Annotated in this window: 23 protein-coding genes; 5 read left to right on the forward strand and 18 right to left on the reverse strand. The window is 32.0% G+C overall.

What is annotated here, in order from left to right; translation table 11 throughout:
- Positions 1-16 precede the first annotated feature (16 nt).
- Both VW161_RS06070 and thiC read right to left on the reverse strand, forming a co-directional pair.
- Complete coding sequence (locus VW161_RS06070; protein ID WP_304102893.1) at positions 17-1,672, reverse strand: ATP-dependent DNA ligase; 1,656 nt, start codon at positions 1,670-1,672, stop codon at positions 17-19.
- An 82-nt stretch (positions 1,673-1,754) separates the two neighbouring features.
- Entirely contained in the window at positions 1,755-3,029 is a 1,275-nt protein-coding gene (gene thiC, locus VW161_RS06075; RefSeq protein ID WP_304102891.1) for a phosphomethylpyrimidine synthase, read from the reverse strand.
- Positions 3,030-3,516: 487 nt separating this feature from the next.
- Here thiC and VW161_RS06080 point away from each other — a divergent pair, with 487 nt between their 5' ends.
- Together VW161_RS06080 and VW161_RS06085 are read left to right on the forward strand one after the other, a co-directional pair.
- Positions 3,517-3,717 carry an SDR family NAD(P)-dependent oxidoreductase gene (locus tag VW161_RS06080; RefSeq protein ID WP_304085827.1) on the forward strand — a complete coding sequence of 67 codons (201 nt, stop codon included), beginning with the start codon at positions 3,517-3,519 and terminating at the stop codon, positions 3,715-3,717.
- The gene (locus VW161_RS06085) at positions 3,701-4,288 is read left to right on the forward strand and encodes an SDR family oxidoreductase (RefSeq protein ID WP_304094074.1); all 588 of its coding nucleotides are present in this window, start codon (positions 3,701-3,703) and stop codon (positions 4,286-4,288) included. The genes VW161_RS06080 and VW161_RS06085 overlap by 17 nt, the downstream gene beginning before the upstream one ends.
- A 204-nt stretch (positions 4,289-4,492) precedes the next feature.
- Here VW161_RS06085 and VW161_RS06090 read toward each other — a convergent pair whose 3' ends face one another.
- Positions 4,493-4,648: a hypothetical protein gene (locus tag VW161_RS06090; protein WP_304102888.1), complete on the reverse strand. Its 156-nt coding sequence runs from the start codon at positions 4,646-4,648 to the stop codon at positions 4,493-4,495.
- A complete protein-coding gene (locus VW161_RS06095) occupies positions 4,635-5,594 on the reverse strand; it encodes a cation diffusion facilitator family transporter (RefSeq protein ID WP_304094079.1) in 960 nt (319 codons plus the stop codon). The genes VW161_RS06090 and VW161_RS06095 overlap by 14 nt, the downstream gene beginning before the upstream one ends.
- 418 nt (positions 5,595-6,012) lie before the next feature.
- Here VW161_RS06095 and VW161_RS06100 point away from each other — a divergent pair, with 418 nt between their 5' ends.
- Positions 6,013-6,465 (forward strand): MarR family winged helix-turn-helix transcriptional regulator, encoded by a 453-nt coding sequence (locus VW161_RS06100; RefSeq protein WP_304085819.1) that lies wholly within the window; start codon positions 6,013-6,015, stop codon positions 6,463-6,465.
- Positions 6,466-6,613: 148 nt separating this feature from the next.
- Here the strand turns inward: VW161_RS06100 and VW161_RS06105 are convergent, their stop codons facing one another.
- From VW161_RS06105 to VW161_RS06145, 9 genes are all read right to left on the reverse strand, one after another.
- Positions 6,614-7,036 (reverse strand): universal stress protein, encoded by a 423-nt coding sequence (locus VW161_RS06105; RefSeq protein WP_304085816.1) that lies wholly within the window; start codon positions 7,034-7,036, stop codon positions 6,614-6,616.
- A 131-nt stretch (positions 7,037-7,167) separates the two neighbouring features.
- Entirely contained in the window at positions 7,168-7,776 is a 609-nt protein-coding gene (locus VW161_RS06110; protein ID WP_304085814.1) for a 7-carboxy-7-deazaguanine synthase QueE, read from the reverse strand.
- A 58-nt stretch (positions 7,777-7,834) separates the two neighbouring features.
- Entirely contained in the window at positions 7,835-8,194 is a 360-nt protein-coding gene (locus VW161_RS06115; RefSeq protein ID WP_304085812.1) for a 6-pyruvoyl trahydropterin synthase family protein, read from the reverse strand.
- Between the two features lie 56 nt (positions 8,195-8,250).
- Entirely contained in the window at positions 8,251-8,886 is a 636-nt protein-coding gene (gene queC / locus VW161_RS06120) for a 7-cyano-7-deazaguanine synthase QueC (protein WP_304093454.1), read from the reverse strand.
- 203 nt (positions 8,887-9,089) lie between these two features.
- Positions 9,090-9,923, reverse strand: coding sequence for a methanogenesis marker 8 protein (locus tag VW161_RS06125; protein ID WP_304102885.1), 834 nt, complete (start codon positions 9,921-9,923; stop codon positions 9,090-9,092).
- A gap of 413 nt (positions 9,924-10,336) precedes the next feature.
- Complete coding sequence (locus tag VW161_RS06130; RefSeq protein WP_304085805.1) at positions 10,337-12,547, reverse strand: CDC48 family AAA ATPase; 2,211 nt, start codon at positions 12,545-12,547, stop codon at positions 10,337-10,339.
- 854 nt (positions 12,548-13,401) lie between these two features.
- Positions 13,402-14,091, reverse strand: a complete 690-nt coding sequence (locus tag VW161_RS06135; RefSeq protein ID WP_304102882.1) for a diacylglycerol/polyprenol kinase family protein — start codon at positions 14,089-14,091, stop codon at positions 13,402-13,404.
- Positions 14,092-14,210: 119 nt separating this feature from the next.
- Positions 14,211-15,359, reverse strand: coding sequence for a tocopherol cyclase family protein (locus tag VW161_RS06140; RefSeq protein WP_304093460.1), 1,149 nt, complete (start codon positions 15,357-15,359; stop codon positions 14,211-14,213).
- A 427-nt stretch (positions 15,360-15,786) separates the two neighbouring features.
- Positions 15,787-16,086, reverse strand: coding sequence for a DNA-binding protein (locus VW161_RS06145; RefSeq protein WP_304085799.1), 300 nt, complete (start codon positions 16,084-16,086; stop codon positions 15,787-15,789).
- A gap of 186 nt (positions 16,087-16,272) precedes the next feature.
- Between VW161_RS06145 and VW161_RS06150 the strand changes: the two genes are divergently transcribed.
- Positions 16,273-16,467 carry a helix-turn-helix transcriptional regulator gene (locus tag VW161_RS06150; RefSeq protein ID WP_298535512.1) on the forward strand — a complete coding sequence of 65 codons (195 nt, stop codon included), beginning with the start codon at positions 16,273-16,275 and terminating at the stop codon, positions 16,465-16,467.
- A gap of 166 nt (positions 16,468-16,633) precedes the next feature.
- On the opposite strand, the gene VW161_RS06155 is transcribed toward VW161_RS06150, so the two are convergent.
- From VW161_RS06155 to VW161_RS06170, 4 genes are all read right to left on the reverse strand, one after another.
- The gene (locus tag VW161_RS06155) at positions 16,634-17,344 is read right to left on the reverse strand and encodes a hypothetical protein (protein ID WP_304085796.1); all 711 of its coding nucleotides are present in this window, start codon (positions 17,342-17,344) and stop codon (positions 16,634-16,636) included.
- A gap of 523 nt (positions 17,345-17,867) precedes the next feature.
- Positions 17,868-18,641 (reverse strand): MTAP family purine nucleoside phosphorylase, encoded by a 774-nt coding sequence (locus VW161_RS06160; RefSeq protein ID WP_304093462.1) that lies wholly within the window; start codon positions 18,639-18,641, stop codon positions 17,868-17,870.
- A 117-nt stretch (positions 18,642-18,758) separates the two neighbouring features.
- Positions 18,759-20,207: an RtcB family protein gene (locus VW161_RS06165; RefSeq protein WP_304093464.1), complete on the reverse strand. Its 1,449-nt coding sequence runs from the start codon at positions 20,205-20,207 to the stop codon at positions 18,759-18,761.
- 517 nt (positions 20,208-20,724) lie between these two features.
- On the reverse strand, positions 20,725-20,913 hold the full coding sequence (locus VW161_RS06170; protein WP_304085790.1) for a hypothetical protein: 189 nt from the start codon (positions 20,911-20,913) through the stop codon (positions 20,725-20,727).
- 233 nt (positions 20,914-21,146) lie between these two features.
- Here VW161_RS06170 and VW161_RS06175 point away from each other — a divergent pair, with 233 nt between their 5' ends.
- Entirely contained in the window at positions 21,147-21,614 is a 468-nt protein-coding gene (locus VW161_RS06175) for an archease (protein ID WP_304085788.1), read from the forward strand.
- A gap of 120 nt (positions 21,615-21,734) precedes the next feature.
- On the opposite strand, the gene VW161_RS06180 is transcribed toward VW161_RS06175, so the two are convergent.
- Positions 21,735-22,853, reverse strand: a complete 1,119-nt coding sequence (locus tag VW161_RS06180; protein ID WP_442919864.1) for an ORC1-type DNA replication protein — start codon at positions 22,851-22,853, stop codon at positions 21,735-21,737.
- Between the last annotated feature and the right edge of the window lie 171 nt (positions 22,854-23,024).

A 23,024-nucleotide genomic window follows, 5' to 3' on the forward strand; every position in this document is an offset into this window, starting at 1 on the left:
AAATAAAAAATTAAGATTATTGGCCATTATACATTGATTCCAATCTTTCAATTGTATCAATGTCCTCTACGCCCTTATCTGTTCTTATGCTTTTTACAATAGGGAAACGTAAAGAGTATCCTGCAGGATATTCCGGACTTTTTACAATCTCACTGTATTTTATTTCTAAAACTATTTTTGGCTGAACAGTAATCTGAGTTCCTTTCTCTGAGATTATAATTTCTTTCATTTGTCTTGTTAGATTTGCCAAATCATCATCTGAAAGCCCGCTTCCTATCTTGGTGATGGTTTGCAAATCGCCATATTCGTCGCGAAGCGCAATCTCATAAGACCCTATAAACTCTCCCCTTTTGCCTATTCCCTTTGTCCCTCCAACAATAACTGTATCCAATGTTTCAGGTTCTGCCTTGAACTTTAGCATTTTCTTTCCACGAATTCCAGGAATATACGGTTCAGCGCAGTTTTTAATCATGATCCCCTCATGTCCACCAGCTATGGATTTATTGAACAGTTCTATAGCATCATCAATGTTTTCAGGACCTACTTTCACAATATCACTGAGGTTCAATTCATCAATTGAGCAATCCACAGCATTTTCCAAGATTTCCCTACGCCTAATGATAGGCTCATCAACTACAGGTTCCTTAAAGTAAAGCAAATCATATAAAAATATCTTTATAGGAACATTTTTCATTGCATCATGAATATCATATTTCCTTCTTACCCTTTGCAATACTGTTTGGAATGGAAGAGGCTTGTCATCCCTAAAACCTACAATTTCACCTTCCACAATAAAGTCCTCATCGGGGAATCCTCTTTTGATGAAATCCACTGCATCTGGGAAAGCATGTGTGACATTTTCCAAACGGCGAGTGAATAATGTGATTTCATCCCCTTTCTTATGGAATTGAGTACGAAATCCATCATATTTAGTTTCACAAAGTGCACATCCCATCTCTTCAACGCTTATGCCTATTCCTTCAGACAATTGTGCAAGCATTGGCTTTACCGGCCTTCCCGGAATCAATGTCAATTTCTTAAGACCCTCTTCACCTTCAATCTTTGCCACTTTTGCAACAAGACCTAAGTCATTTGTCAACATATGCGCCCTTTCAGCAACAGCCTTGTCAACACCAAATGCTTGGGATATCGCATCACGAATGATTCCTTCACCTACACCAATTCTAAGCTCTTCCAAAATGGTTCTGCAAATGTATTTTGCTTCCTTTCCAGAAGCGGAAGATAAAAGTTCAAGAATATTGGAAATTTTACGGGCAGTGGATCTGCTTCCAGATATTGTTGCCAATTTTCTTAATTGGTTATAAACAAATTTGACAGTTAATGGCTGTGAGAAAAATGTCATTTGAGCCTTTTTGGCATATAGCTTTTCTGCAGCTGCTCCAATGTCTCCTTCATCACGGATGGCATCTTCAACCGCATCTACAGAAACTCCTACAGCATCTCCAACAGCTTTCATAACAAGCTTATCACCTATTCCCTGTTCCTCTTCACTCCAAGAAGGGAAAACGCTACCTAAAGCCATTAATGTGATTTTCTCCAAATCCTCTTCTTCAACTTTTATTAGAAAATCCGCTAAAATATCTGTTTTTTCCAATCTTTTTGTAGTGGCTCCTAATGCCTCGTAAACATTAACAAGTTCCTGATATTTCATCTTTTCACATCCCAAGAATCAGTGACAATTTGATTTAATTTATTTTAAAATTTGTGATAAAATCATTAATTATAAAATTAATCTAAAAATCTCCTTTAGCTATTTTAACTGCACAGTACTCTCCACACATAGCGCACATTTCATCATCATCAAGTTCACATTTGTTTCTATAATGCCTTGGCTTGACATTGTCAAAAGCAAGATTGAATTGAGCTTCCCAGTCAAAGTTTTTCCTTGCAGTTGCCATTTCCACTTCCTTCTCCCATGCAGTTTCCAAACCTAATGCAACATCTGCTGCTTGGGCAGCAATCTTGCTTGCAATAACTCCTTCCTTAACATCTTCGAGGGAAGGCAATGATAAATGTTCTGCAGGGGTTACATAGCATAGGAAATCAGCTCCGCTTGAAGCGGCAATAGCTCCTCCAATAGCGGAAGTGATATGATCATAACCAGGTGCCAAATCTGTAACAATAGGCCCTAAAACATAAAACGGAGCCCCATGACATAATGTCTTTTGAATTTCCATATTGGACCTGATTTGATTTAATGGAACATGACCTGGACCTTCAACCATGGTTTGAACTCCAGCTTCCTGAGCTCTTTTTACAAGGGTTCCCAAGGTAACCAATTCCTGAATCTGTGAAGTGTCTGTTGCATCAGATAAGCAACCTGGACGAAGCCCATCACCTAATGAAAGGGTGATGTCATATTCCAAAGCAATCTCAAGAAGGTAATCGTAATTGGCATATAATGGGTTTTCCTCTCCATTATGCAAAATCCATGAAGCAAGGAAAGTTCCTCCTCTGCTTACAATACCCATCATCCTTTTAGCTTCCTGCAGCTTTTGAACTAAATCCTGATTTATGCCACAGTGAAGGGTCATGAAGTCAACACCATCTTTTGCCTGATGAATGATTGATTCCCATATGTCATCCTCATCCATTTCGATGATTTCATTGCCTTTATTTAATGTAATAACTCCTGCTTCATAAATCGGAACAGTTCCAATAGGCACATCTACAGAACTCATTATCTTTTCCCTAAACTCCAATAATTTAGGGCCTGTACTTAAGTCCATAATCGCATCTGCACCAAAATCAACTGCAAGTTTTGCCTTTTTCATTTCAAGACCAATATCCTCGATTTTGCTTGATGAACCAATATTAGCATTGATTTTAGTGGTTAATCCCTTTCCAATACCGCAAGCTTTAGTTTCTCTTCCAATATTCTTTGGGATTACAATAGTTCCATTAGCTACTCCCTTTAATATCTTTTCTACATCTATCCTTTCAAATTCTGCAACCGCTTTCATTTCAGGAGTAATGTTTCCTTTCTTAGCTTCAGTCATCTGTGTCATTAAAGCACCTTTAATAATTTAAATCATTTTAATTTTGAAATATAATTGTAATAATCATCATAGTATTATATCTATAACATTAATCTATTACATAATCCATAACATATTAAATTATGTAATTTATTATTTAATTAATTTGTTATCATGAAATAATTTTTAATGAAAAATATAAAGAAATAATAAAAAAATAAAATATTGTTGTAATGTTGAACTAAATAAAATAATAAAAAAATTAAGAAAAATTTTACAAATCTAATTTAAGAACATGAAAAATCATAACTGGACAAATATCAAAAATAAAAATGAACAAAATAATATCAAAACTAAACAAAATAATATAATTTACCAAGTTAAATCTAAAAAAATTGAATAAACAATATTTAAATAATTGAAATATTAAATAATTATATAACCAACAAAAGTTGAAAAACTAAATAATAAAATTAGATTCGACAAATTGGTTGAAAAACTTTTTAGGAGAATAAAAATGAAAAACTATTTCGACATTAAAGACAAAGTTGCACTTGTAACTGATGCTTCCTCAGGATTAGGTTGGCAAATCGCTCAAGCTTTCGCAAGCCAAGGCTGTAAAATGGCATTATTCGCAAGAAGAGCTGAAAGATTAGAAGAAAACAAAAAAAATCTTAGAAGAGGAATATGGTTGCGAAGTAATGTATGCAGTAACTGATGTAGGTGACGTAAACAACATTGTAGAATCTGTACAAAAAGTAATGGACACTTACGGAAGAATCGACATCTTAGTTAACGCAGCAGGTATCGGAAACAACTTAATGGTAGTTGACCAAGCTAAAGAAAACTGGGACAGCATTATCAGTATCAACTTAAGCAGTGTATACTACATGTGCAAAGCTGTCGGAGAAATAATGATCAAACAAAACTATGGTAAAATCATTAACATCGGTTCTATCCACAGTAGAGTTATCTTCCCTGGTGGAGGAATTAGTGCTTACTCATCTGCAAAAGGTGGAGTAATGAACTTAACCAAAGACTTAGCTGTAGAATGGGCACAATACGACATTACCGTAAACGCAATTTGCCCTGCAGTATTCAAAACCGAATTAACCGAAGATTCCATTGACTTGCCTGGATTCATGGACCTCATTAAAGCATACTGTCCAGCTGGAAGATTAGGTGAACCTGGTGAATTAGACGGTCTCGCAATTTACTTAGCATCTGACGCATCCAGCTCCTGTACCGGTCAATTAATCTGTGTTGACGGTGGAGGGACTGCAATATAATTGAAAAACAAATTATGAATAATAATGGATGGGCTATTAAAGCCCCTCCATAATTTATTATTCAAATAAAAAAAAAAAAAAACTCTTTTTATAACTCTTTTATCAACATAATTACTAAACTATTTTTATAAAATAATCTGGAAACATATTGTTCTGTTGATTACGAATAAAATAAATATTTAAAAGAATATAATTATAGCGACATTAGTCACTATAATCTGCATCTAAGATTACATCAAATTGATAATTCGGATATTTATCTTGGATTTCTTTCAAAACTTTCTCTTTTACATCAGCACGATTTGCATCAAAATCAATGATTAAATCGAAAGTGATCAAATTCAAATCAACATCCCACATAGAACCCATGCATTTGCAATATTTCATGATATTTTGCAACTATTTCATTAAGGCTTTCCTTGATTTTTCTAGTTTCTTCATTATCTGTATTTGACGCATAGATTCCAACTGTAAGTATAATTCCAAACTCTTCATAAACAGCATATAGAATACGTCTGGTTAACTTATGAATCTCCTTTGCAGTCAAGTCATCCCTAAGCTCAACATGAACAGATCCCATCAATTGTGTTGGTCCGTAATTGTGTAAAGTCAAGTCATAAACACCCACTACTTCATCAAATTCACTAATTCTATCCTTAAGCTTATCGGTTATCCCACTGTCAACACGAGTACCAATCATGCTGCTTAATGTTTCAGAGAGCATTTCAATAGCTGCCTTAATAATGACAAAAGCTATGATAGTTCCTAAAATACCTTCCAAACTGATGTTCCAGATCAAACTGATAATAGCTGCAACAACTGTAGACAAGGAGAGAATTGCATCAAAGAGTGCATCACTTCCAGATGCAACCAATGATTGGGAATTTATTTCCTTTCCCTTTCCTTTAACATATCTTCCCAAAAGGAACTTTACAACTACAGCAACAGCAATTATAAAGATTGAAACAAAGGTATAATCTGCCAAGACAGGGTTAAAAATCTTTGGAACAGACTCTTCCAAAGCAGTTATTCCTGCAAGCAGTACAATAATTGAAATGATTACAGATGAGAAATACTCAATTCTACCGTAACCGTAAGGATACTTTTTATCTGGAGCTTTCCCTGCCAGTTTTGTCCCAATAATTGTAATTATTGAAGATAAAGCATCTGTCAAATTGTTCACTGCATCCAATGTGATTGCAATACTGTTTACCATGATTCCAATGGTTGCCTTAAATGCAACAAGGATTAAATTCACCAGCATCCCAATGACACTGGTTTTCACTATGATCTTGTCTCTATCCATACACATGCCTCAATTAATCATAAGAAATACTTAATTATAATTATATGTATCAAATAAAATATAATTCGCCATTATGACTTAACATGGTTAATTCTGCTTTAAATCCAAGAAAAACCTATTTTAATGAATGATTTAGAATACTAAACTCAATTAAGTTTAATAAAAAAATCTAAAATTTTATGGATAAATGAACAAATCAAAAGAAAAAATATGGAAATAATTAAAAAAATTAATTTAAAAAATTAACAAAAAAATAATTAATATTTAAAAATCAGTGTTAAAAAAATAATAAAAATGGATAAAATTATACATTAAAATATAAAATTATCATTAAAATTATACATTATTCAAATTTTATCAATACATTTATATAGTAAAAGGGAGTTATTAATTAACACAGTAAACTTAAGGGGATATTATGCGTAAAAATTCAGTATTCAATCAAGAAAACAGTTATCTAAATTCATGGTATAATATAACAAAAGGATTTGGAGAGTTTTTTAAAGAAAGAAGTGCAGACTTGAAAATCAATCCTGCTGAAGCAATGTTTTTGTCAAAAATTTATTATAATGATGGAATTAGCCAAAGGGAAATTGCACATAGTTTAATCGTTTCTGAATCAAACATCACAAAAACATTTAAAAAATTAGAAGAAAAGGAATTGGTTTATAAAACAATTGATGAAGACAATAATGCTCGCCGTAACTTACATTTAACTGAAAAAGGAGAAGAAACCTTTGAAAGATGTATAGAAATATTCGGAGAATTCGACATAATCACTTTTGAAGACTATGATTCAGAAGAAAAAGAAAGAATGGAGAAACAATTAAAAGAGATCTCCAATAAAGCTTTGAACCTTATTAAAAAATAATGCTATCCCATCCAACACCATACGAGGATCATTTTATAATGATAAAGAAAAATAAGACAATTTAAAAAAAAAAAATCTTACCCTATTAAAACTAATTTTAAAAGGGCATATCTTTAAAAAAAAAAGAAAAGAAAGAATGATTTATTAATTAATTATGAATTAATAAAACATCTTTTTCACATTCTTTAAGTACGTTCTCAGCAACACTACCAAGAACAAACTTATGAATGCCGCTTACACCTGAAGATGCAATGATAATCAAGTCACAATCCTCATCTTCAGCAACTACATTTATTTGTTCAGATGGAAAACCTACTTTTACCATGGTTCTTACATTAAAACTGTCATCAAAGCAATCTGCCATAGCTTTTACATTATCTTCAGCTTCCTTTACAGCTTCCCTATTCATTTCCATTACATCTTTTTCCCTATGGAACGCTGTTTTTCTTATTTTAATAGCAACAGAGAGAATTATAATTTCCCCCTCTTCTGCCAATACATGTTTAGCTCTTTCAACTTCACGTAAAGAGTGTTCAGATCCATCAGTTGGTAATAAAATTCTTTTATACATAATTCCACACTTAATTTTAAAAATACAATTTTGATTTAAAAAATATTTTTCGTAATAATATATTTGATTTAACTTATATAAGTATATTATCAATTCATTCGGCAACACATCAACAAAGTTAAGGAGAATATTTATCTTTGACTCAAATATTTATGAGTTTGAACAGATAATTTGATATTTTCTAAACGAGGGAAATTTTCCCTAATCAAATCAGCCATAAGTGCATCTTTGCTGAATTCACCTTGAAGCCATATTGTCTTATCGTAACCGTACTTGTTTTTTATTGCAATCACTTCATCTATATCCTCTTTTGAAGTGATTACAAACTTAAAGAAAACATTATCATACTTATGATAATTCTCGAAGACCTTTTCCTTATCTTCCTTTGGGCTGATTACATATTCTATTTCAGGAAGATATTCGAAAATGGAACCGTTTGTCTCAAACTGGATTTTAATGTCTTCAGGAAGCTCCTTAATCAAACGCTTTATCTCTTCCATCTGTAAAGTAGGCTCTCCGCCGGTTATGACTAATAAGTTTATATTATTGAACTCCATTTGAGTCATCAGAATCTCTGCAACATCATCAACAGACAGCATTTCGTATGTTGAAATGTCAGTATCACACCATTCACAGTTCAAATTGCAACCATATAATCTTAAAAAGGTTGCAGGAGTCCCTATGTAAGGCCCTTCACCTTGAAATGATGTGAATATTTCACTAACCTTAATTTCAATCACCTACTTTAAAAAACTCAACAATTTAACTAGCAATAAACTTAAAATAATATCTACTCAATTATTCCATAGGTTCGTAAGTTACACCAGTCTCAGGAGTTTCATAAACTCCAACACTTACTAAACATTCGATTTTAGGTTTTAATCCGTCATAGAAGAATTTACTCATTTCTTCCATTGTAGGATCTTCGGAATCCATAAATTCATTCAAGTTCAAATGGTCAACACCAATGAATTCATTGAAAATCGCTTCAATGTCATAGGTGTCCATAATCATATTTCTATAATCCAAGTCCTTATATGGTGCCTTTAAAGTTAAGATGACCTTATATTGGTGTCCATGCCATTGAGTACATTTTCCACCCTGATTCTTTAATTTATGACAACCATAAACTCTATGTTCGGATACTAATGTTAACATAAATATAACCTCCATAACTAATAAAAATTTCTAATCAGTTTGATTTAATAATCCTATTAATCCATTCCTAATTCTTTTTTAGCTTCTTCAATAGCGTTTATTCTTGATTTGCAACTGAAGCATTCACCACAGGGAGTTCCATCATTGTTTACATAACAGCTCCAAGTCTTTTCTATTGGCACCCCTAGCTTCAAAGCAAGCTTTACTACATCTTTCTTGTCTGTATCAATAAATGGAGCGCAAACAGGAATGTATTCATAGTTATTGACTTTATTTAACTCATTGATCTTCTCTAAAAACTCTGGAGTGGTATCTGGATAATCACCGACATCTGCCTTGATTGCACCATAATAGACCTCTTCCTTATTGTTGCTTATTGCAAATGCAGTTGCAAGTTCAAGCAATATTGTATTTCTGCTTGGAACAACAGTGTTTGCTGGTTCAGAGACATTATCATTATCCTTATCAGTCAAGCTGCTTGAAAGCAAATCCACAATATTCTGTATATCAAATACGAAATGAGGAACATCATTCATCTTACAGATTTCTGCTGCTCTTTCAATTTCAATAGCTGCCTTTTGACCATAATTGAAACTGAGTGCAGTTACCTTATTCCCTTCATTCAATAATTTATACAATAAAGTGGAAGAGTCCAATCCTCCAGATAATATTAAAACTACATCTTTTGACATTTAAATCTCCATGAATAAAATTAATAAATATATAATATTATATTTCTGTTTTACAATACATTTAAAATTAATTATTGAATTGATGAAAATAATTAAAATATTGAATTAAATTAATTTAATAAAAGATAAAAATTTTAAGAAAAATAAAATGAAATTAAAATAAATAAAAAAAGAAAAAAGTGATTATAACTTAAGAATAATTCTTAAATCAAAGGATAAGGATGCTTAGAGTTTCCTGTTTTCTTTTTAGGACCTCCAATCTTATCTAATCTTAATTTAATGAATTCTTCTCCTTTTTCACTTGCCCCAAAAATAGGGATAGAACTTCCTACAGAGAATATGTCTTCCTCTTCCGCAATATCCCTTAAGTGCTTATTGGCACATGCAGTCACCACATCACTTACATCAAATATAAGTTCTGATTCTTCCCTTGAAAGTCCTGTAGTGTGTACTGCAAAGAGATAAAGATTCACATCATCATATTCCTTTTCCAATTCTCTAAGAATTATTCCATCATCTGGAAATGCTATTGTAACTGCAATGTTCTTATATCCATTTTCAATAGCTAACTTGAATCCTTCGACCTGATCAATAATTGCAGTTTCCCCATCAACAATATGGTTTGGTGAAAACTCTTCAATAAGCTCTGGAATTGGACTAGTCTCAACAAGCCCTGAAACTCTTCCACCTACCCCTTGAGCAAGCTCACTTTCTGTAATGAGGACTGTTCCGCAACCTTCACAGACCATTATGGCACAATCTATTATGTCATCAGCAAGCAAAGTAGACAATATTTCAGAGATTCCGAAGGATAAGAAATCCTTTAATCTTAATACCCTATCTTTAGTGCACATTCCAAAGTCCTCTATTCTAAATTGGATGTTATTTTCTATTTCCTCAGGAGTTAACTTTTCAATTCCCCTATGCTTATGAAATAGGGGGCAGTACTCAATCATAGGTTCTCCTACATCAACAACTTTTCCATCTTGAACAGTTATTTTAGCTCTTCCTAAGGCTTCAATTACATGTTTATCCATAATAATCCCTTAATTAATTAACAATTGTTAAACTCCATAAACTTTATATTTAATTTATTCCTCATTAAATAAATAGGTTTTTGAAAATAAAAAGTTTAATGAAAATCAATAGAAAAATAATGGGAAAATAATAGGAAAATAAGAAATAATATTGAAAAATTAAAAAAAATAAAAAATAGAAAAGAAAAACAGCGGAAATGGATTAAAGATTAGATAAAAGGTATGAGAATCTATTCTTTAATCCATTGCATATATTATAGGTGTTTAGTGTTTTATGATATTTAGTTTAAATATATTTTAGAGTGTGGTTTATGTTTTGTGTTTTGATTTTGTGTTTTTATGTGTGATTTATTTGATTTTAGCGATTAAATATGATTAATTAAGGAGGAAAAAAGTGATAAAGGAATTGATCCTTAGTAATATTGGATCAATTCTTCTTCATCACTTACTGTTTTTGGCTTCACCTTATCCATAGCTTCATCGAAGAATTTAGCTGAGACCTCGCTTGCTTCAATGTTTTCTCTTAAAGCGAGCATTGCAGCTTCACGGCATACAGCTTCAATGTCTGCCCCAACATATCCTTCGGTGTTTTTAGCCAATTTCTTAAGCTTGACATCTTTTGCAAGAGGCATGTCTTTGGTGTGTACCTTGAATATTGCAAGTCTTGCATCTTCATTTGGAGCATCAACCTTAATGTGTCTGTCAAATCTTCCTGGCCTCATTAGACCTGGATCGATAATGTCAGGCCTATTGGTTGCTGCAATGATTGCAACATCCTCCAACTCTTCAAGACCATCAATTTCAGTCAATAATTGATTTACGACACGTTTGGTTACTCCAGAATCACCAGCTTCTGCACCTCTTGAACTTGCAATTGAATCAATCTCATCAAAGAAGATTACAGTAGGAGCGGTTTGTCTTGCTTTTCTAAAGACTTCCCTTACACCTTTCTCAGATTCACCAACCCATTTGGACAAGAGTTCAGGTCCTTTGATTGCAATGAAGTTAGCTTCACTTTCGTTTGCTACTGCCTTTGCAAGCATGGTCTTACCAGTACCTGGAATACCATACAATAAGGTACCTTTAGGTGGCCTTACACCAAATTCCTTGAATTTGTCTGGGTATTTTAAAGGCCATTCCACAGCCTCTTTTAATTCCTGTTTAGCTTCGTCCAATCCACCGACATCATCCCAAGTGACATTTGGAACTTGCACAAGAACTTCCCTAAGTGCAGATGGTTGGATCTCTCTAAGTGCAGACTTGAAGTCATCCTTGGTTACTACAAGTTTTTCCAATACTTCAGGAGGAATCTCATCGTCAGCACCTAAATCAGGAATGATTCTTCTTACAACTCTCATAGCTGCTTCCTTAGCCAATGCTTCAAGGTCTGCACCTACAAATCCGTGAGTTGTATCTGCTAAATCATCCAAGTCAACATCATCTGCAAGAGGCATTCCTCTTGTGTGAATTTCCATAATCTCTTTACGTTCCTCTTTATCAGGAACACCGATTTCAATTTCACGATCAAACCTACCAGGTCTTCTAAGTGCACCATCAAGGGAATCAGGCCTGTTTGTTGCACCGATTACAACCACTTGACCTCTGGAATTAAGTCCATCCATCAAAGTCAATAGCTGTGCAACAGTCCTTCTTTCCACTTCCCCTTGAGTTTCTTCACGTTTAGGTGCAATAGCATCCAATTCATCAATAAAGATAATGGATGGAGCGTTTTCTTCAGCTTCTTCAAAGAATTCCCTTAGGTTTTCTTCAGATCCACCAACATATTTGCTCATGATTTCAGGACCATTGATTACAATGAAGTGAGCATCACTTTCATTTGCCACTGCCTTTGCAAGCAAGGTCTTACCGGTACCTGGAGGACCGTGCATCAATACTCCTTTTGGAGGAGCAATACCTAACTTATCAAATAATTCCGGTTTCTTAAGAGGGATTTCAATCATTTCCCTAACCTTTTTAACCTCATCCTTTAAACCGCCTATGTCATCGTAACTGATATCTACAAGATTGGATACACCTTCCAATTTGGAAACGTCTACAGGTTCCTCATTGATTTCCACCTTAGTGTTTGGACCGACTTTTACAACACCACCAGGGTTAGTGCTTACAACTGCCAACTTGATTTGGCTCATTGCACCAATGCCTGGAACATTCATGATGTCATCAAAGATATCATCAAAGAATCCACTGCCAACAGATCTTCTTTGAGGAGTTTTAATACCAGTATTAATCAAGTCCCCTTGAACCATTACTTGGTTTCTGAATGCTCTGTTGAAATCTCCACCAATCCTGATTCTTGCATCAATAGGAGCTAGAACAATTTTTTTAGCTTCTTTTGCTTCTGCTCTTTTGATGGTAACTTCCTCACCTATTGAAGCACCTGAATTCTTACGGGTTGTACCGTCTATCCTTATGATTGATTCCATCTCAGATTGAGAAGCAATTGCAACTGCTGCAGTATGTTTAGATCCGATAATCTCGATTAAGTCCCCATCCTTAAGACCTAATTTAAACATAGATTCCATATCTAGTTTAGCTATATTTTTACCAACGTCTTTTTGAGATAATGTTTCTGCAACTTTGATTTTAAGTTCTACATCAGCCATAATCTTCAACTCCTTTTATTTTTTGTGAATAGTAATGAATAGATAAATATGATAATTAGCTAATTGGATCTTTAACTAAGATTTGCTTAGCTAATTTTCGTTACAATAAATAATAAAAGACAATTAATAATCATTGATGGTACAGAAATATCAATTGTTTAGAATTAATTTTAAAATTATTTATTTAATGCTTGAATCTAATCAATAATCCAAATAAAGGATTGGTCAAATACAAACAAATGAAATTTAAAAAACTTCAACAAATACATTAAAATTAAACTAAAGATTTAAAGACCATCAATTTATTTAAATAACCAAATAAATACAAATTAATCATCAATAAATAATTAAAAGAATTAATTCTCATTAAATTCCAATAATTCGCTTATTCAATTGTTTTAATCATAATGACTTGATTTAATTAACCAAATAAAGAATTAAAAGAATTTATTAAAAATTTATCAACAATTATTAATGTAAATCTTTTAGTTAGTTTTTGTAACTAAATAATACTTGAACTTCATAGTATATAAAGGTTTCGATTTTATTAACAAAAAGTTATTTTAATTTAAAATTTATTAAAATAGAAAAAAATAATTTAAAATAGTTAAATAAATTAAAAAAATGATTAAAATTAATATCATTACTAAATATTTTAAAATATTTATTTAAAATAGAAATAAAGAATTTAAAATAAAAATAAATTTAAGTTATTTAAGTATAAAAAATCAAAAGAAAGATGATACCATTCGAATAGATAAAAACAAAAAGAGAATTTGTATAAAAATTTATAAAAATAATATAAGAAATGATTAAAAAAATAAGAAAGGTTATCACAATAAGTGATAACAGTTTTATAATATAGTTGCAACCAAATAATACAAGATTGCAGTTACAGAAGGTACAGTAAGGTTATCAATACCACCATAACTGATAGCTTCAGCAACAGTTGCAATTGCAGAAATAATCAAGATGTACCAGAAATTAAGCTCTGGAAGGGTGTATCCCATTGCAGTATAGAAAACCCATACAAATACAGATAAAACTGCAGTTACAGAAAGCATTGCAAGGGAACCTGCAAGAGTTTTTTCTCCACCGAATATATGGTATTTGATTCTTCCCCATTTTGCACCGACAAGAGCTGCAAATCCATCACCGTATACCAAAGGAACAATAGCTAATGCTACAATCCAAAGCAAATTAGGATCTAATAAAATTGGGAATATCAAAAGCAATACAGACCAAATACCTGCATAGAAGAACAATCCTAATGCATGACCAGATTCGGTTACGCTATTATGGATTGCTATTGGTGAATACTCAGTCAAGAAGAACAATGCAATTGTTATGGGCAATGTGATAAACCAAAGCAAGATTGAAGGGTCTGAGAAGAACGGCATGGCAAATATCATATTACCCACCATGATATGAACAAACTTACGAGAAACTTCAGGCTTGCTCTTTAAAACCTTTTCTGCCAATAGGAATATGACAACTACATAAAGATAAACAATGACTAATGCAATTATATCGCTAAATAACATAATATCTCTCTTAAACAAAATTAATCATAAAACACAAAATAATATAACAGTTATAAAAATAATAAATATTAAATCAATTAAGGAATTGATATGATAAAAAAAATAATATTATAGATAACTTATCTGTCATCTATAATATTGTGAGTTCTATCATCATCATATTCTCCGTATTCACAACCGGCATTTTCTATTTTGATATGGTCAATTAAGGTTCCGTCATTTTTCATCAATTTGATTTCACCGTAACCGTTTCCACCATTCCAAAGACGGGTGTGAAGCTTTTTACCTGTAGGGGCTTCATAATTGAAAAGCAACATTTCATCACGTTTACAGTATAATTTCATTTCAATTTTGCTGTTCCAATTACTTGCATTAATGAACCATTCATTTTCTTCCTTGCCTTCTTTAAATCCAAACTCTTGATGGACATTGTTCCAGAATCTTGCAAAGTTGTATTCATACATTTTTCCTTCATAGTATAATCCAATCAATAGTTTACGAGGAAGGGAAATTCCAAATGCCTTAGGTTTTCCTCCGCCTGCTTCAAAAGCAGAATTATTGAGCTTTTTGCCAGTTATTAAACTTGTTAGATTACATGAGGAAATCCATAACCAAGGGCTTGTAAAGTCTGCTCCCCAATTCTTATCCGCATATCCAAAGGATTTTTCAGGAATGACTTCATATTCAACACCATCCATTTCAATGGTACCGCTGTATTGGGTCTTTATTCCTTCAGCATGCCAAAACATTTCAAATGAATTTAATTTTCTAAAGAAACTGTTAGCACCATAACCCACATTAAAAGCGATTTGCTTGTCAATATCCAAGTCCCATTTCATTTCTCCTGCATCACACATGTATTCCGGATGTTCACGTGCTTCCTCTTCAGTTACTTTACAGTATCCAGTCATGTGGGTTTCAGTCAAGCTGTATTCTCCAACCTTTATGTCCAATTTGTCATCAGGACATGAGAAATCCTTCATGGAATAGTAATTATGGATCTGTTTAGGCTCTTTACCCCATGCTCCAACTTTTAACATGCAGTAAGAAGGTCTTTTGCCTGCTTCAATGTTTTTAGGGTCTTGACCTAATGTAGGTTCATCTTCAGCCAAATCGGGGTTACATACAAAGTATTCTATAAAGAATGGTCTTGGTTCACCAGTTTCCTTATTGTAAGCTGTTAAAGAATGCCACCACCAGTCATAACCTTGCTTAGCAAGGGGACCTTTCAACATATAATGGTCTCTTTTCAAATCACTTTTATTCATCAAAATCCTCCGAATGAAATAATTTAAATTATTCAATAATTCCAATAAAATCTAATAATTTATGAGTTAATTATTAAAGATATTAAAGAATAATTAACTTAAATATTATATCATATTTTAATTTATATTATCTTTATAATAAATATTTTATTATTTAAATTAAAAAACTAGAAATAGACAAAATAAGGAATTTAATAAATAACAGACAGAGAAAATGAAAATTTAATTAAAATGAAAAGTTAGCATGTTATGAAGAATTAGAAAAATTGATAAAAAATTAGGAAAGAAAAAATGATTGATAAGGATAATAAATATCCAATAGAGAATACGAGGTATTAAAAAGGAAAGAATAAACTCTAACTACTGGATATCAATTATCCGTTTTTTTATTTTTAAGGGTATAAAGATTAAATCAATGATGAATCAATTATTCATTGTAGCCACAGCAAGTTCTCTTATCATGTCTATGATGTGGGATATTAGGATTGGCATGATCAGGCATTGGTTTACCGCAAGTTAAAGGACCTTTTCCTCTTGCAGAACCGCAACATCCCCCTCTTCTTTTATTATGAGCGAGAATTGCATCAATATCCAAATCCTTTACCTCTTCCAAGAATTCAATATTTTCACTGTGACATTTAGGGCAGATTGAGTGTTCACCGTTTAAGGTGATCCAAGTGAATCCGCAATCTTTACAAGTATATTTTAAAGTTAAAGCTTTTTCCATATTATCAACGACCTTCATTTTTTATTGATTACTAAATTACATTTTGAATATATATTCATAATCTTATATAAATACATACGAATAGTAAATAATATTTAACATAAAGTAAATATATTTATACAATAAGTAAATATAATTTTACATAACATTTTAAAATTAAATCAATTTATAAAAAAGAGGGCAAGCATGAGAAATAATCTAAGAATTTACAGAGCAATTGAAAATATTACCCAAGAAGAATTGGCAAATGAATTGGGAGTCAGCAGGCAAACCATAGTTGCTATTGAAAATGACAAATACAATCCATCACTTGAGCTCGCCTTTAAAATAGCTCATAAGTTTGATGTGAAAATAGAAGACATTTTCATTAGTGAAATATGAATGAAAACTAAAAGTAGAATTTAGAATTGGATTTATTATAATGAATTTAAAATAATGATTTATAATAATGATTTATAATAATGATTTATAATAATGAATTTAAATAAATTTAAAATAATTAAAACAAGTTATAATAAATAAAAAAATAGTAAGAAGAAATGATAATTTAATCAAAATCATCATCATAATCAAATATGCTGAAGTCCATGCCTTTTGAAGAGCTGCAATCAATAAGGTGTGCAAGGAATTCCTCTAATGAAACTTCCACATCTTCACTTAAGATATCCGTTTCATCTGGAAATGCTTCTGGATCCAAAGTGAAACTGAGGTCTTCTTGGTTTTGAGTGAGAATATTTATAAAATCCCCTACTGAAATCTCACGGGACTCTCCAAGTTTCATATCAAATATCTCTAAAACTGGATTTTCATCATTGATTTCAAATTCAATCTCATTCGGAATTTCAACAATCTCCCCTTCAAATACAGATCCATTGAACGCATTTTCCAAATCATTTTCATAAATTACACCAAACCTTTGATTCTCAATGAATGGATTTTCAAATCTGAGATTGACTTCATCACCACTAGACAAGTCCAAATGAACTTCCTCATCTTCAAAAGCACCTATCTGTTCATAGAAATGTTGGAACAAGACCATTTCAACTTCATCAACAATGCTTGAAATATTTTTGACATCACTCCAGTTTTGAGAATTGATGACAAATGCACAAAAGTCATCAATAGCTGAAATAACGGATTTATACCTGTTTAAATCCTTTTTAGATAATCTGTTGCATTCAATTAAAGTATTTATTCTAGCTGTTTCACTTACCAATCTCTTAATCCAAATCAATTGCACTAAACCAAAATCATTCATTAAAACACCTCATAGATGAAAATTCATTCGACAACAAAATACGTTAAATAAGAACAACCCACCCCATTATAAAATAAGCCCCCTTGAAACTTATTAAATAATATCCCAACCAAGTTGTCCCAACAAATCATCATAACTAAAAAATGCAAACAAAATACAAAGGCACAACAATGAGTTGATATTATGAACAAACGAAATATAGGAGTGATTTAATATGATGAAATTCTATTATGATGATTTATTGGTGTAATCAACCACAATTATAGATTCATACCCCTTCATTAAATCTATAATAACTAAATCCAAACATGAAAACGCGCTTGTTTTAACATGCATTGAAAATTTTAGATTAAGTGGTTGATGGTAACAAATATATAAACTTGGTTGCATATAAAAGTTTTGAATTTATTAAAAAAAATTAAATAAAATAGAAAAAATAGTGGAAAATAGACTAAAAATAAAAAAATAGATTAAATTAAATAGAAAAATAAAAAAAATAAATTAAAAATTATTAAAAGTCTAATTACATGTGTGCATCATCTAAAACATGATGACACTCACAATCACACTCTTTTGATAAGTCCTTAATTGTATCAAACAATAAGTTAATCAATTCCCCTTTCTTTTGAGCCATAATATCCAAGACTTCTTTTGTATCTAATTTAGTAGGGGAAATAGAAGTGGAATAATTGGAAACAACAGCTATAGGAACATAACACATTTCCTTTTCCCTTGCAAGAACTGCTTCAGGTAATGTAGTCATGCCAACAATTGATCCTCCAAGTATGCCAAACATCTTAATTTCAGCAGGAGTTTCAAATCGTGGCCCTTCTGTACAGACAATGGTTCCTCCATCAACAACCTTTCCATCAACACATCCGGAATTAGCTAAAATAGTTCCTCTCAATCTATTGCAGAAAGGTTCGGTCATGTCAATGTGAATAACCTCATTGTCATAGAAAGTTCTATCCCTATTTACAGTGAAATCCAAAAAGTCATCTGGGAGAACAATGGATCCGGGACCAATATCCAAATCAAGTGAACCTACAGCATTTGTAGCCATGATTTGAGTAACACCTATCTCCTTAAGTGCCATGATGTTTGCCTTAAAATTGATTTTATGTGGAGGACAAGTGTGACCTGCAGAGTGTCTTGGCAAGAAAGCAACTGTCTTGTCCTCAATGCTTAAAAGAGAAACCTCAACAGAACCGTATTCTGTATCAACAGTTATTTTTTCTATAGAATCTGCCAATTCACCTATTTCTTCTACTCCACTACCACCAATAATTCCAATCATATGATAACCTCAATAAAAATAAAAAATAATAATTGTCTTAATAAATTAATAAAACAATTATTTTATAAATTAATAAATTAATTAAAAATTCAAAATAAAATAAGAAAAGGATAATTATTATCCTTTTGTAACTGCTAAAGGAACAACTTTTGCAACTAATTTAGCAATTCCTGCATCGTGAGATGTTTTAACAACTGAATCAACATTCTTGTATGCACCAGGTGCCTCTTCAGCTAAAACTGGAGCGGAATTTGCTTTTACATGAATTCCTTTTGAGTTTAATTCCTTCTTGATTCCTTCTGCAGTGAATTGTTCTTTAGCTGCAGTTCTTGATAAGACCCTTCCTGCACCGTGAGCAGTTGAACCGAAGGTCTCTTCCATAGCAACATCAGTACCATGCAATATGTAAGAAGCTGTACCCATAGTTCCTGGAATCAATACAGGCTGACCTACAGAACGGTATTCCTTAGGAATTTCACGTCTTCCAGGACCGAATGCGCGAGTAGCCCCTTTTCTGTGAACAAGCACTTCCATATGGGAACCTTTTACCTTATGAACTTCCTTTTTAGCGATGTTGTGTGCAACATCGTAAATGGTGCTCATGCCCATATCATCAGCACTGCGGGAAAACACTTCTTCAAATGATTCTCTAACCCAATGGGACATCATTTGACGATTTGCCCATGCATAATTAGCACCAGCAGCCATAGCCTTTAAGTAACCTTGTGCCTCTTTGGAATCAATAGGTGCACATGCCAATTGCCTATCAGGAATATTTATTTTATAATTTCTATAAGCCTTATCCATTTGTCTTAAATAGTCACTGCAGATTTGGTGTCCACATCCTCTTGAACCACTGTGAATCATAATGGCTATTGATCCTGCTTCAAGACCAAATGCCTTTGCCACAGTTTCATCATAAATCTCTTCAATCTTTTGAACTTCAAGGAAGTGGTTTCCAGAACCTAATGAACCTAATTGAGGAATTCCTCTCTTTTTAGCCTTATCACTTACAATAGCAGATTCAGCATCCTTCATTCTACCGTTTTCTTCCAAGAACTTAAGGTCGTCTTCCCAACCGAATCCACGTTCTACAGCCCACCAAGCACCATAGTCTAAAACCTCATTGATCTCATTGTCCTTAAGTCTGATTTGACCTTTACTTCCTACACCTGATGGAATGTTCTTAAATAATACTTCAGTAAGTTCCTTAAGCTTAGGCTTGATTTCATCTTCTGTTAAGTTAGTTCTAAGCATTCTAACTCCACAGTTAATGTCAAAACCTACTCCTCCAGGACTTACAACACCATTATTGTAATTGAAAGCTCCTACACCACCAATGCTGAAACCATATCCAAAGTGAATGTCTGGCATAGCTATTGATACACCTTGAATACCTGGCATGCAAGCTACATTTGCCACCTGCTCAAGAGCCCCCTCTTCAATATCCTTAACGGATTCATCATCAAGATACAATCTTCCAGGAACTCTCATTTCCTTTTTATAGCTACTTGGGAGTTCCCATACATTGTCTCTTACCTTTTCAAGATTTTCTTTAACTGACATAAATATCACTGAATAAGTTAAAATAACAATTTAAATAATAAGTTTGTATAAAAATTTTTCGTATAAAAATTATGAATTTCAATTATATTTAATATAACTTCTAATTAAATTCCAATATAATTTTTAATATAATATTATAGTTATGTTTTATAATACATTTAAAATTAATTGTTGAAATTAAAACTAACAAAATCAAGAAAAGGAATATTTGAAAAATGGTTTAAGAAATTTCATAATCTCAATGAATCTAAAAAGAGCAAAAATTGATGTATGGTGTAAAGGATTAAATGATGGCTATTGAGTTTTTAGTGTTTAAAAAATGATAAAATAAAAATAAAAATTTTAATTCTAAAAACACATTGATTAAAGGATGTAAACTATGTAATTTATAAAATCTAAATATTTATGAGATGTTTTTTTCAAGAAATTGCACGATAATATTCATAAATCTTTAGTAGTTTTTATCCTATATGGTTACATCCTTTAATAAACAATGGGTTTGGTTTCATTTGTTTAATTATACCCAGCTCATCATTTCTGGGCTTGGAGCTGCGCTAACAGCTAGAATAGATAAAAGTAATACTGTAAGAACTACAAATATTACCATGCAATCTTTAAAATCAATTCTAAGGTTGTGGAAGTTCATAGGATCCATAATACTGGTTTTTCTTCTTAAGTCACAATTATTGTTAATATGTTTTATCATTTTTTCACCTCATTTTAATTTAAGTTTTATTATAAATTTTCTCTCTGTAATATTACTAAGTTCTAAAGCATATATAAAAAAAGAGAAAGAGAGCATTTGAAAACTAATATGGGGTTGGATTTCAAGTGTATTTATTATGAGATGAAAATAGATTTTTAAACCTTTTTTTCAAGGAATTTATATAATATTAAAGTTAAATAATAAATTGTTAAAACTAATATCGGTGCATAGCTATGGATAATAATGAATCAAAATTAAATGGATACGATTATTTTGATGTCACTGCAGACATTGGATTTCATGCCTATGGGAAATCTCTAAATGAGGCATACGAAAATGCAGGACTCGCTATGTTCAATGTTATAACAGATATAAGCAAGGTAAAAAAAGAGGAATCTAGAGAATTTGAAATAGTTTCAGAGGATTTGGTTTCCCTTTTATATGATTATTTAGAAGAGCTCTTATTCCTTCAGGATACAGAGTTCCTGTTCTTTTCTGATTTTAAAGTGAATATTGAAAAAATAGCTGATGATAAATCTTCCAATCTAGAGAATTATAAATTGACTTGTTTTGCTTGTGGTGAAGAAATAGATTGGAATGTTCATAGCCCAAAATCTGAAGTTAAGGCTATCACTTTTCATAAGATGTGTGTAAAAGAAGATGATGGTGTCTTTAAGCTTAGAGCTATCTTAGACTTATGATTTTATATTCATTTTGAAAATAATAAAAAATAGAATTTTAATTAAGAATAATAAAAAAATAAAAAAAGAAACAGTTTTGATCAAACTTTTTTTAAAAGTTTGAAAAGTAGGATATTAAATCTAAAGATTGCAGCGTTTAATATCCTCAGGAGCAAATCTTAAAATGATTTCTCTTGAATTTCCTCTAACTCCTTTTCCAGTGAACTTAGTGTCCACCAATCTTAAGAATTCAAGTTTTTCAAGAGTCCTGTTGAATGTAGCATAACTAACTCCTGCCTCTTCCTTAAACTGTTTAGACAAGTCCCCAGCAGTTAAGATTTCATCACTATCAACAACTGCTCTAAGCAAAGTCCTTTCAATGTCATTTAAGGAATTTATGGTTTCCATCAAATTAATGGAACCTTGTTTGGATATTGCTTCTTCAACATGCTCTAAAGTAATGGATCTGCTTGCATTTGCCTCTGCAATATTACCACATACTCTAAGAAGGTCAATTCCAACCCTTAAATCCCCCACTTCAATTGTGTGATTAGCTATTTCTTCAATGATTTCATCTGAAATCACTCCAGGATAGAATCCCGCTCTAGCCCTATCTTGAAGAATGCTGAATATTTCAGAATATGTGTATGGCTGGAATGTAATGTCTTGAGGAATGAATACAGTATTTACATTCTTGTCAAGAGCATATCTGAATTCCAAATCTGAAAGAATTGCAAAAATACCTGTTCTTACTCCTTCAAATTCTTCATAAGCCCTTAAAATATCATAAAATATTTTATTTGCATGTGGAGTTTGGAATAAGTAATTAACATCATCGAAAGCAACAACCAATGTTTTATTGTCAGCAGAAAGCTTGTTCATGACTTTTTCATACACTCTTGAAAAAGGAACTCCAGTTTCTGGAGGTTGATGTCCAAATAATTTTTTATGAATTTGAGAAAAGATTCCAAAACGTGTTGTGTGCAATTGACAATTAATGTAACAGCAAACCACCTTATCAGTGGTGTGTTCAACCAATTCAAAAACCTTTTTAAGCGCTGTTGTTTTCCCTGTAGCGCATGATCCCATAATCACTGAATTGGTAGGGCGACCGCCTTGAATGGCTGGTCTAATGCACATAGCCATTCCTCCCATTTGGCTGTCCCTAAAATTAAAGTTTTCAGGCATATAATCAGGATTAAATGCATTTATGTTTTGGAATAATGTTTCATCTCCCATCAAAATATCTTCTATTGCCATATAGTTTATTATATGTTAACTTATATAAAAAAGTTCTTTAAATTTGAATAATAGCATACAAATTTAATAAAAAAAAGAAAATTCATAAAAATTATTGAAAAAATAGAATAAGAAAAAATCTGGAAAAACGATAAAATAAGAGAATGAATAAGAGAATAAAATAATGAAAAT

This window comes from Methanobrevibacter ruminantium, assembly GCF_016294135.1.
Classification (GTDB): Archaea; Methanobacteriota; Methanobacteria; order Methanobacteriales; family Methanobacteriaceae; genus Methanobrevibacter; species Methanobrevibacter ruminantium_A.

Bases quoted from the DNA above. Each gene is read 5' to 3' on its own strand.
- VW161_RS06100 (WP_304085819.1), top strand. From the start codon at position 6,013: ATGCGTAAAAATTCAGTATTCAATCAAGAAAACAGTTATCTAAATTCA.
- VW161_RS06125 (WP_304102885.1), bottom strand. From the start codon at position 9,923: ATGGATAAACATGTAATTGAAGCCTTAGGAAGAGCTAAAATAACTGTT.
- VW161_RS06095 (WP_304094079.1), bottom strand. From the start codon at position 5,594: ATGGATAGAGACAAGATCATAGTGAAAACCAGTGTCATTGGGATGCTG.
- VW161_RS06085 (WP_304094074.1), top strand. From the start codon at position 3,701: ATGTATGCAGTAACTGATGTAGGTGACGTAAACAACATTGTAGAATCT.
- VW161_RS06115 (WP_304085812.1), bottom strand. From the start codon at position 8,194: ATGTTAACATTAGTATCCGAACATAGAGTTTATGGTTGTCATAAATTA.
- VW161_RS06180 (WP_442919864.1), bottom strand. From the start codon at position 22,853: ATGGCAATAGAAGATATTTTGATGGGAGATGAAACATTATTCCAAAAC.
- VW161_RS06090 (WP_304102888.1), bottom strand. From the start codon at position 4,648: ATGTGGGATGTTGATTTGAATTTGATCACTTTCGATTTAATCATTGAT.
- VW161_RS06165 (WP_304093464.1), bottom strand. From the start codon at position 20,207: ATGTCAGTTAAAGAAAATCTTGAAAAGGTAAGAGACAATGTATGGGAA.
- VW161_RS06130 (WP_304085805.1), bottom strand. From the start codon at position 12,547: ATGGCTGATGTAGAACTTAAAATCAAAGTTGCAGAAACATTATCTCAA.
- VW161_RS06170 (WP_304085790.1), bottom strand. From the start codon at position 20,913: ATGATAAAACATATTAACAATAATTGTGACTTAAGAAGAAAAACCAGT.
- VW161_RS06140 (WP_304093460.1), bottom strand. From the start codon at position 15,359: ATGAATAAAAGTGATTTGAAAAGAGACCATTATATGTTGAAAGGTCCC.
- queC (WP_304093454.1), bottom strand. From the start codon at position 8,886: ATGTCAAAAGATGTAGTTTTAATATTATCTGGAGGATTGGACTCTTCC.
- VW161_RS06175 (WP_304085788.1), top strand. From the start codon at position 21,147: ATGGATAATAATGAATCAAAATTAAATGGATACGATTATTTTGATGTC.
- VW161_RS06160 (WP_304093462.1), bottom strand. From the start codon at position 18,641: ATGATTGGAATTATTGGTGGTAGTGGAGTAGAAGAAATAGGTGAATTG.
- VW161_RS06070 (WP_304102893.1), bottom strand. From the start codon at position 1,672: ATGAAATATCAGGAACTTGTTAATGTTTACGAGGCATTAGGAGCCACT.
- VW161_RS06150 (WP_298535512.1), top strand. From the start codon at position 16,273: ATGAGAAATAATCTAAGAATTTACAGAGCAATTGAAAATATTACCCAA.
- VW161_RS06105 (WP_304085816.1), bottom strand. From the start codon at position 7,036: ATGTATAAAAGAATTTTATTACCAACTGATGGATCTGAACACTCTTTA.
- VW161_RS06080 (WP_304085827.1), top strand. From the start codon at position 3,517: ATGAAAAACTATTTCGACATTAAAGACAAAGTTGCACTTGTAACTGAT.
- VW161_RS06135 (WP_304102882.1), bottom strand. From the start codon at position 14,091: ATGTTATTTAGCGATATAATTGCATTAGTCATTGTTTATCTTTATGTA.
- VW161_RS06145 (WP_304085799.1), bottom strand. From the start codon at position 16,086: ATGGAAAAAGCTTTAACTTTAAAATATACTTGTAAAGATTGCGGATTC.
- VW161_RS06155 (WP_304085796.1), bottom strand. From the start codon at position 17,344: ATGAATGATTTTGGTTTAGTGCAATTGATTTGGATTAAGAGATTGGTA.
- thiC (WP_304102891.1), bottom strand. From the start codon at position 3,029: ATGACACAGATGACTGAAGCTAAGAAAGGAAACATTACTCCTGAAATG.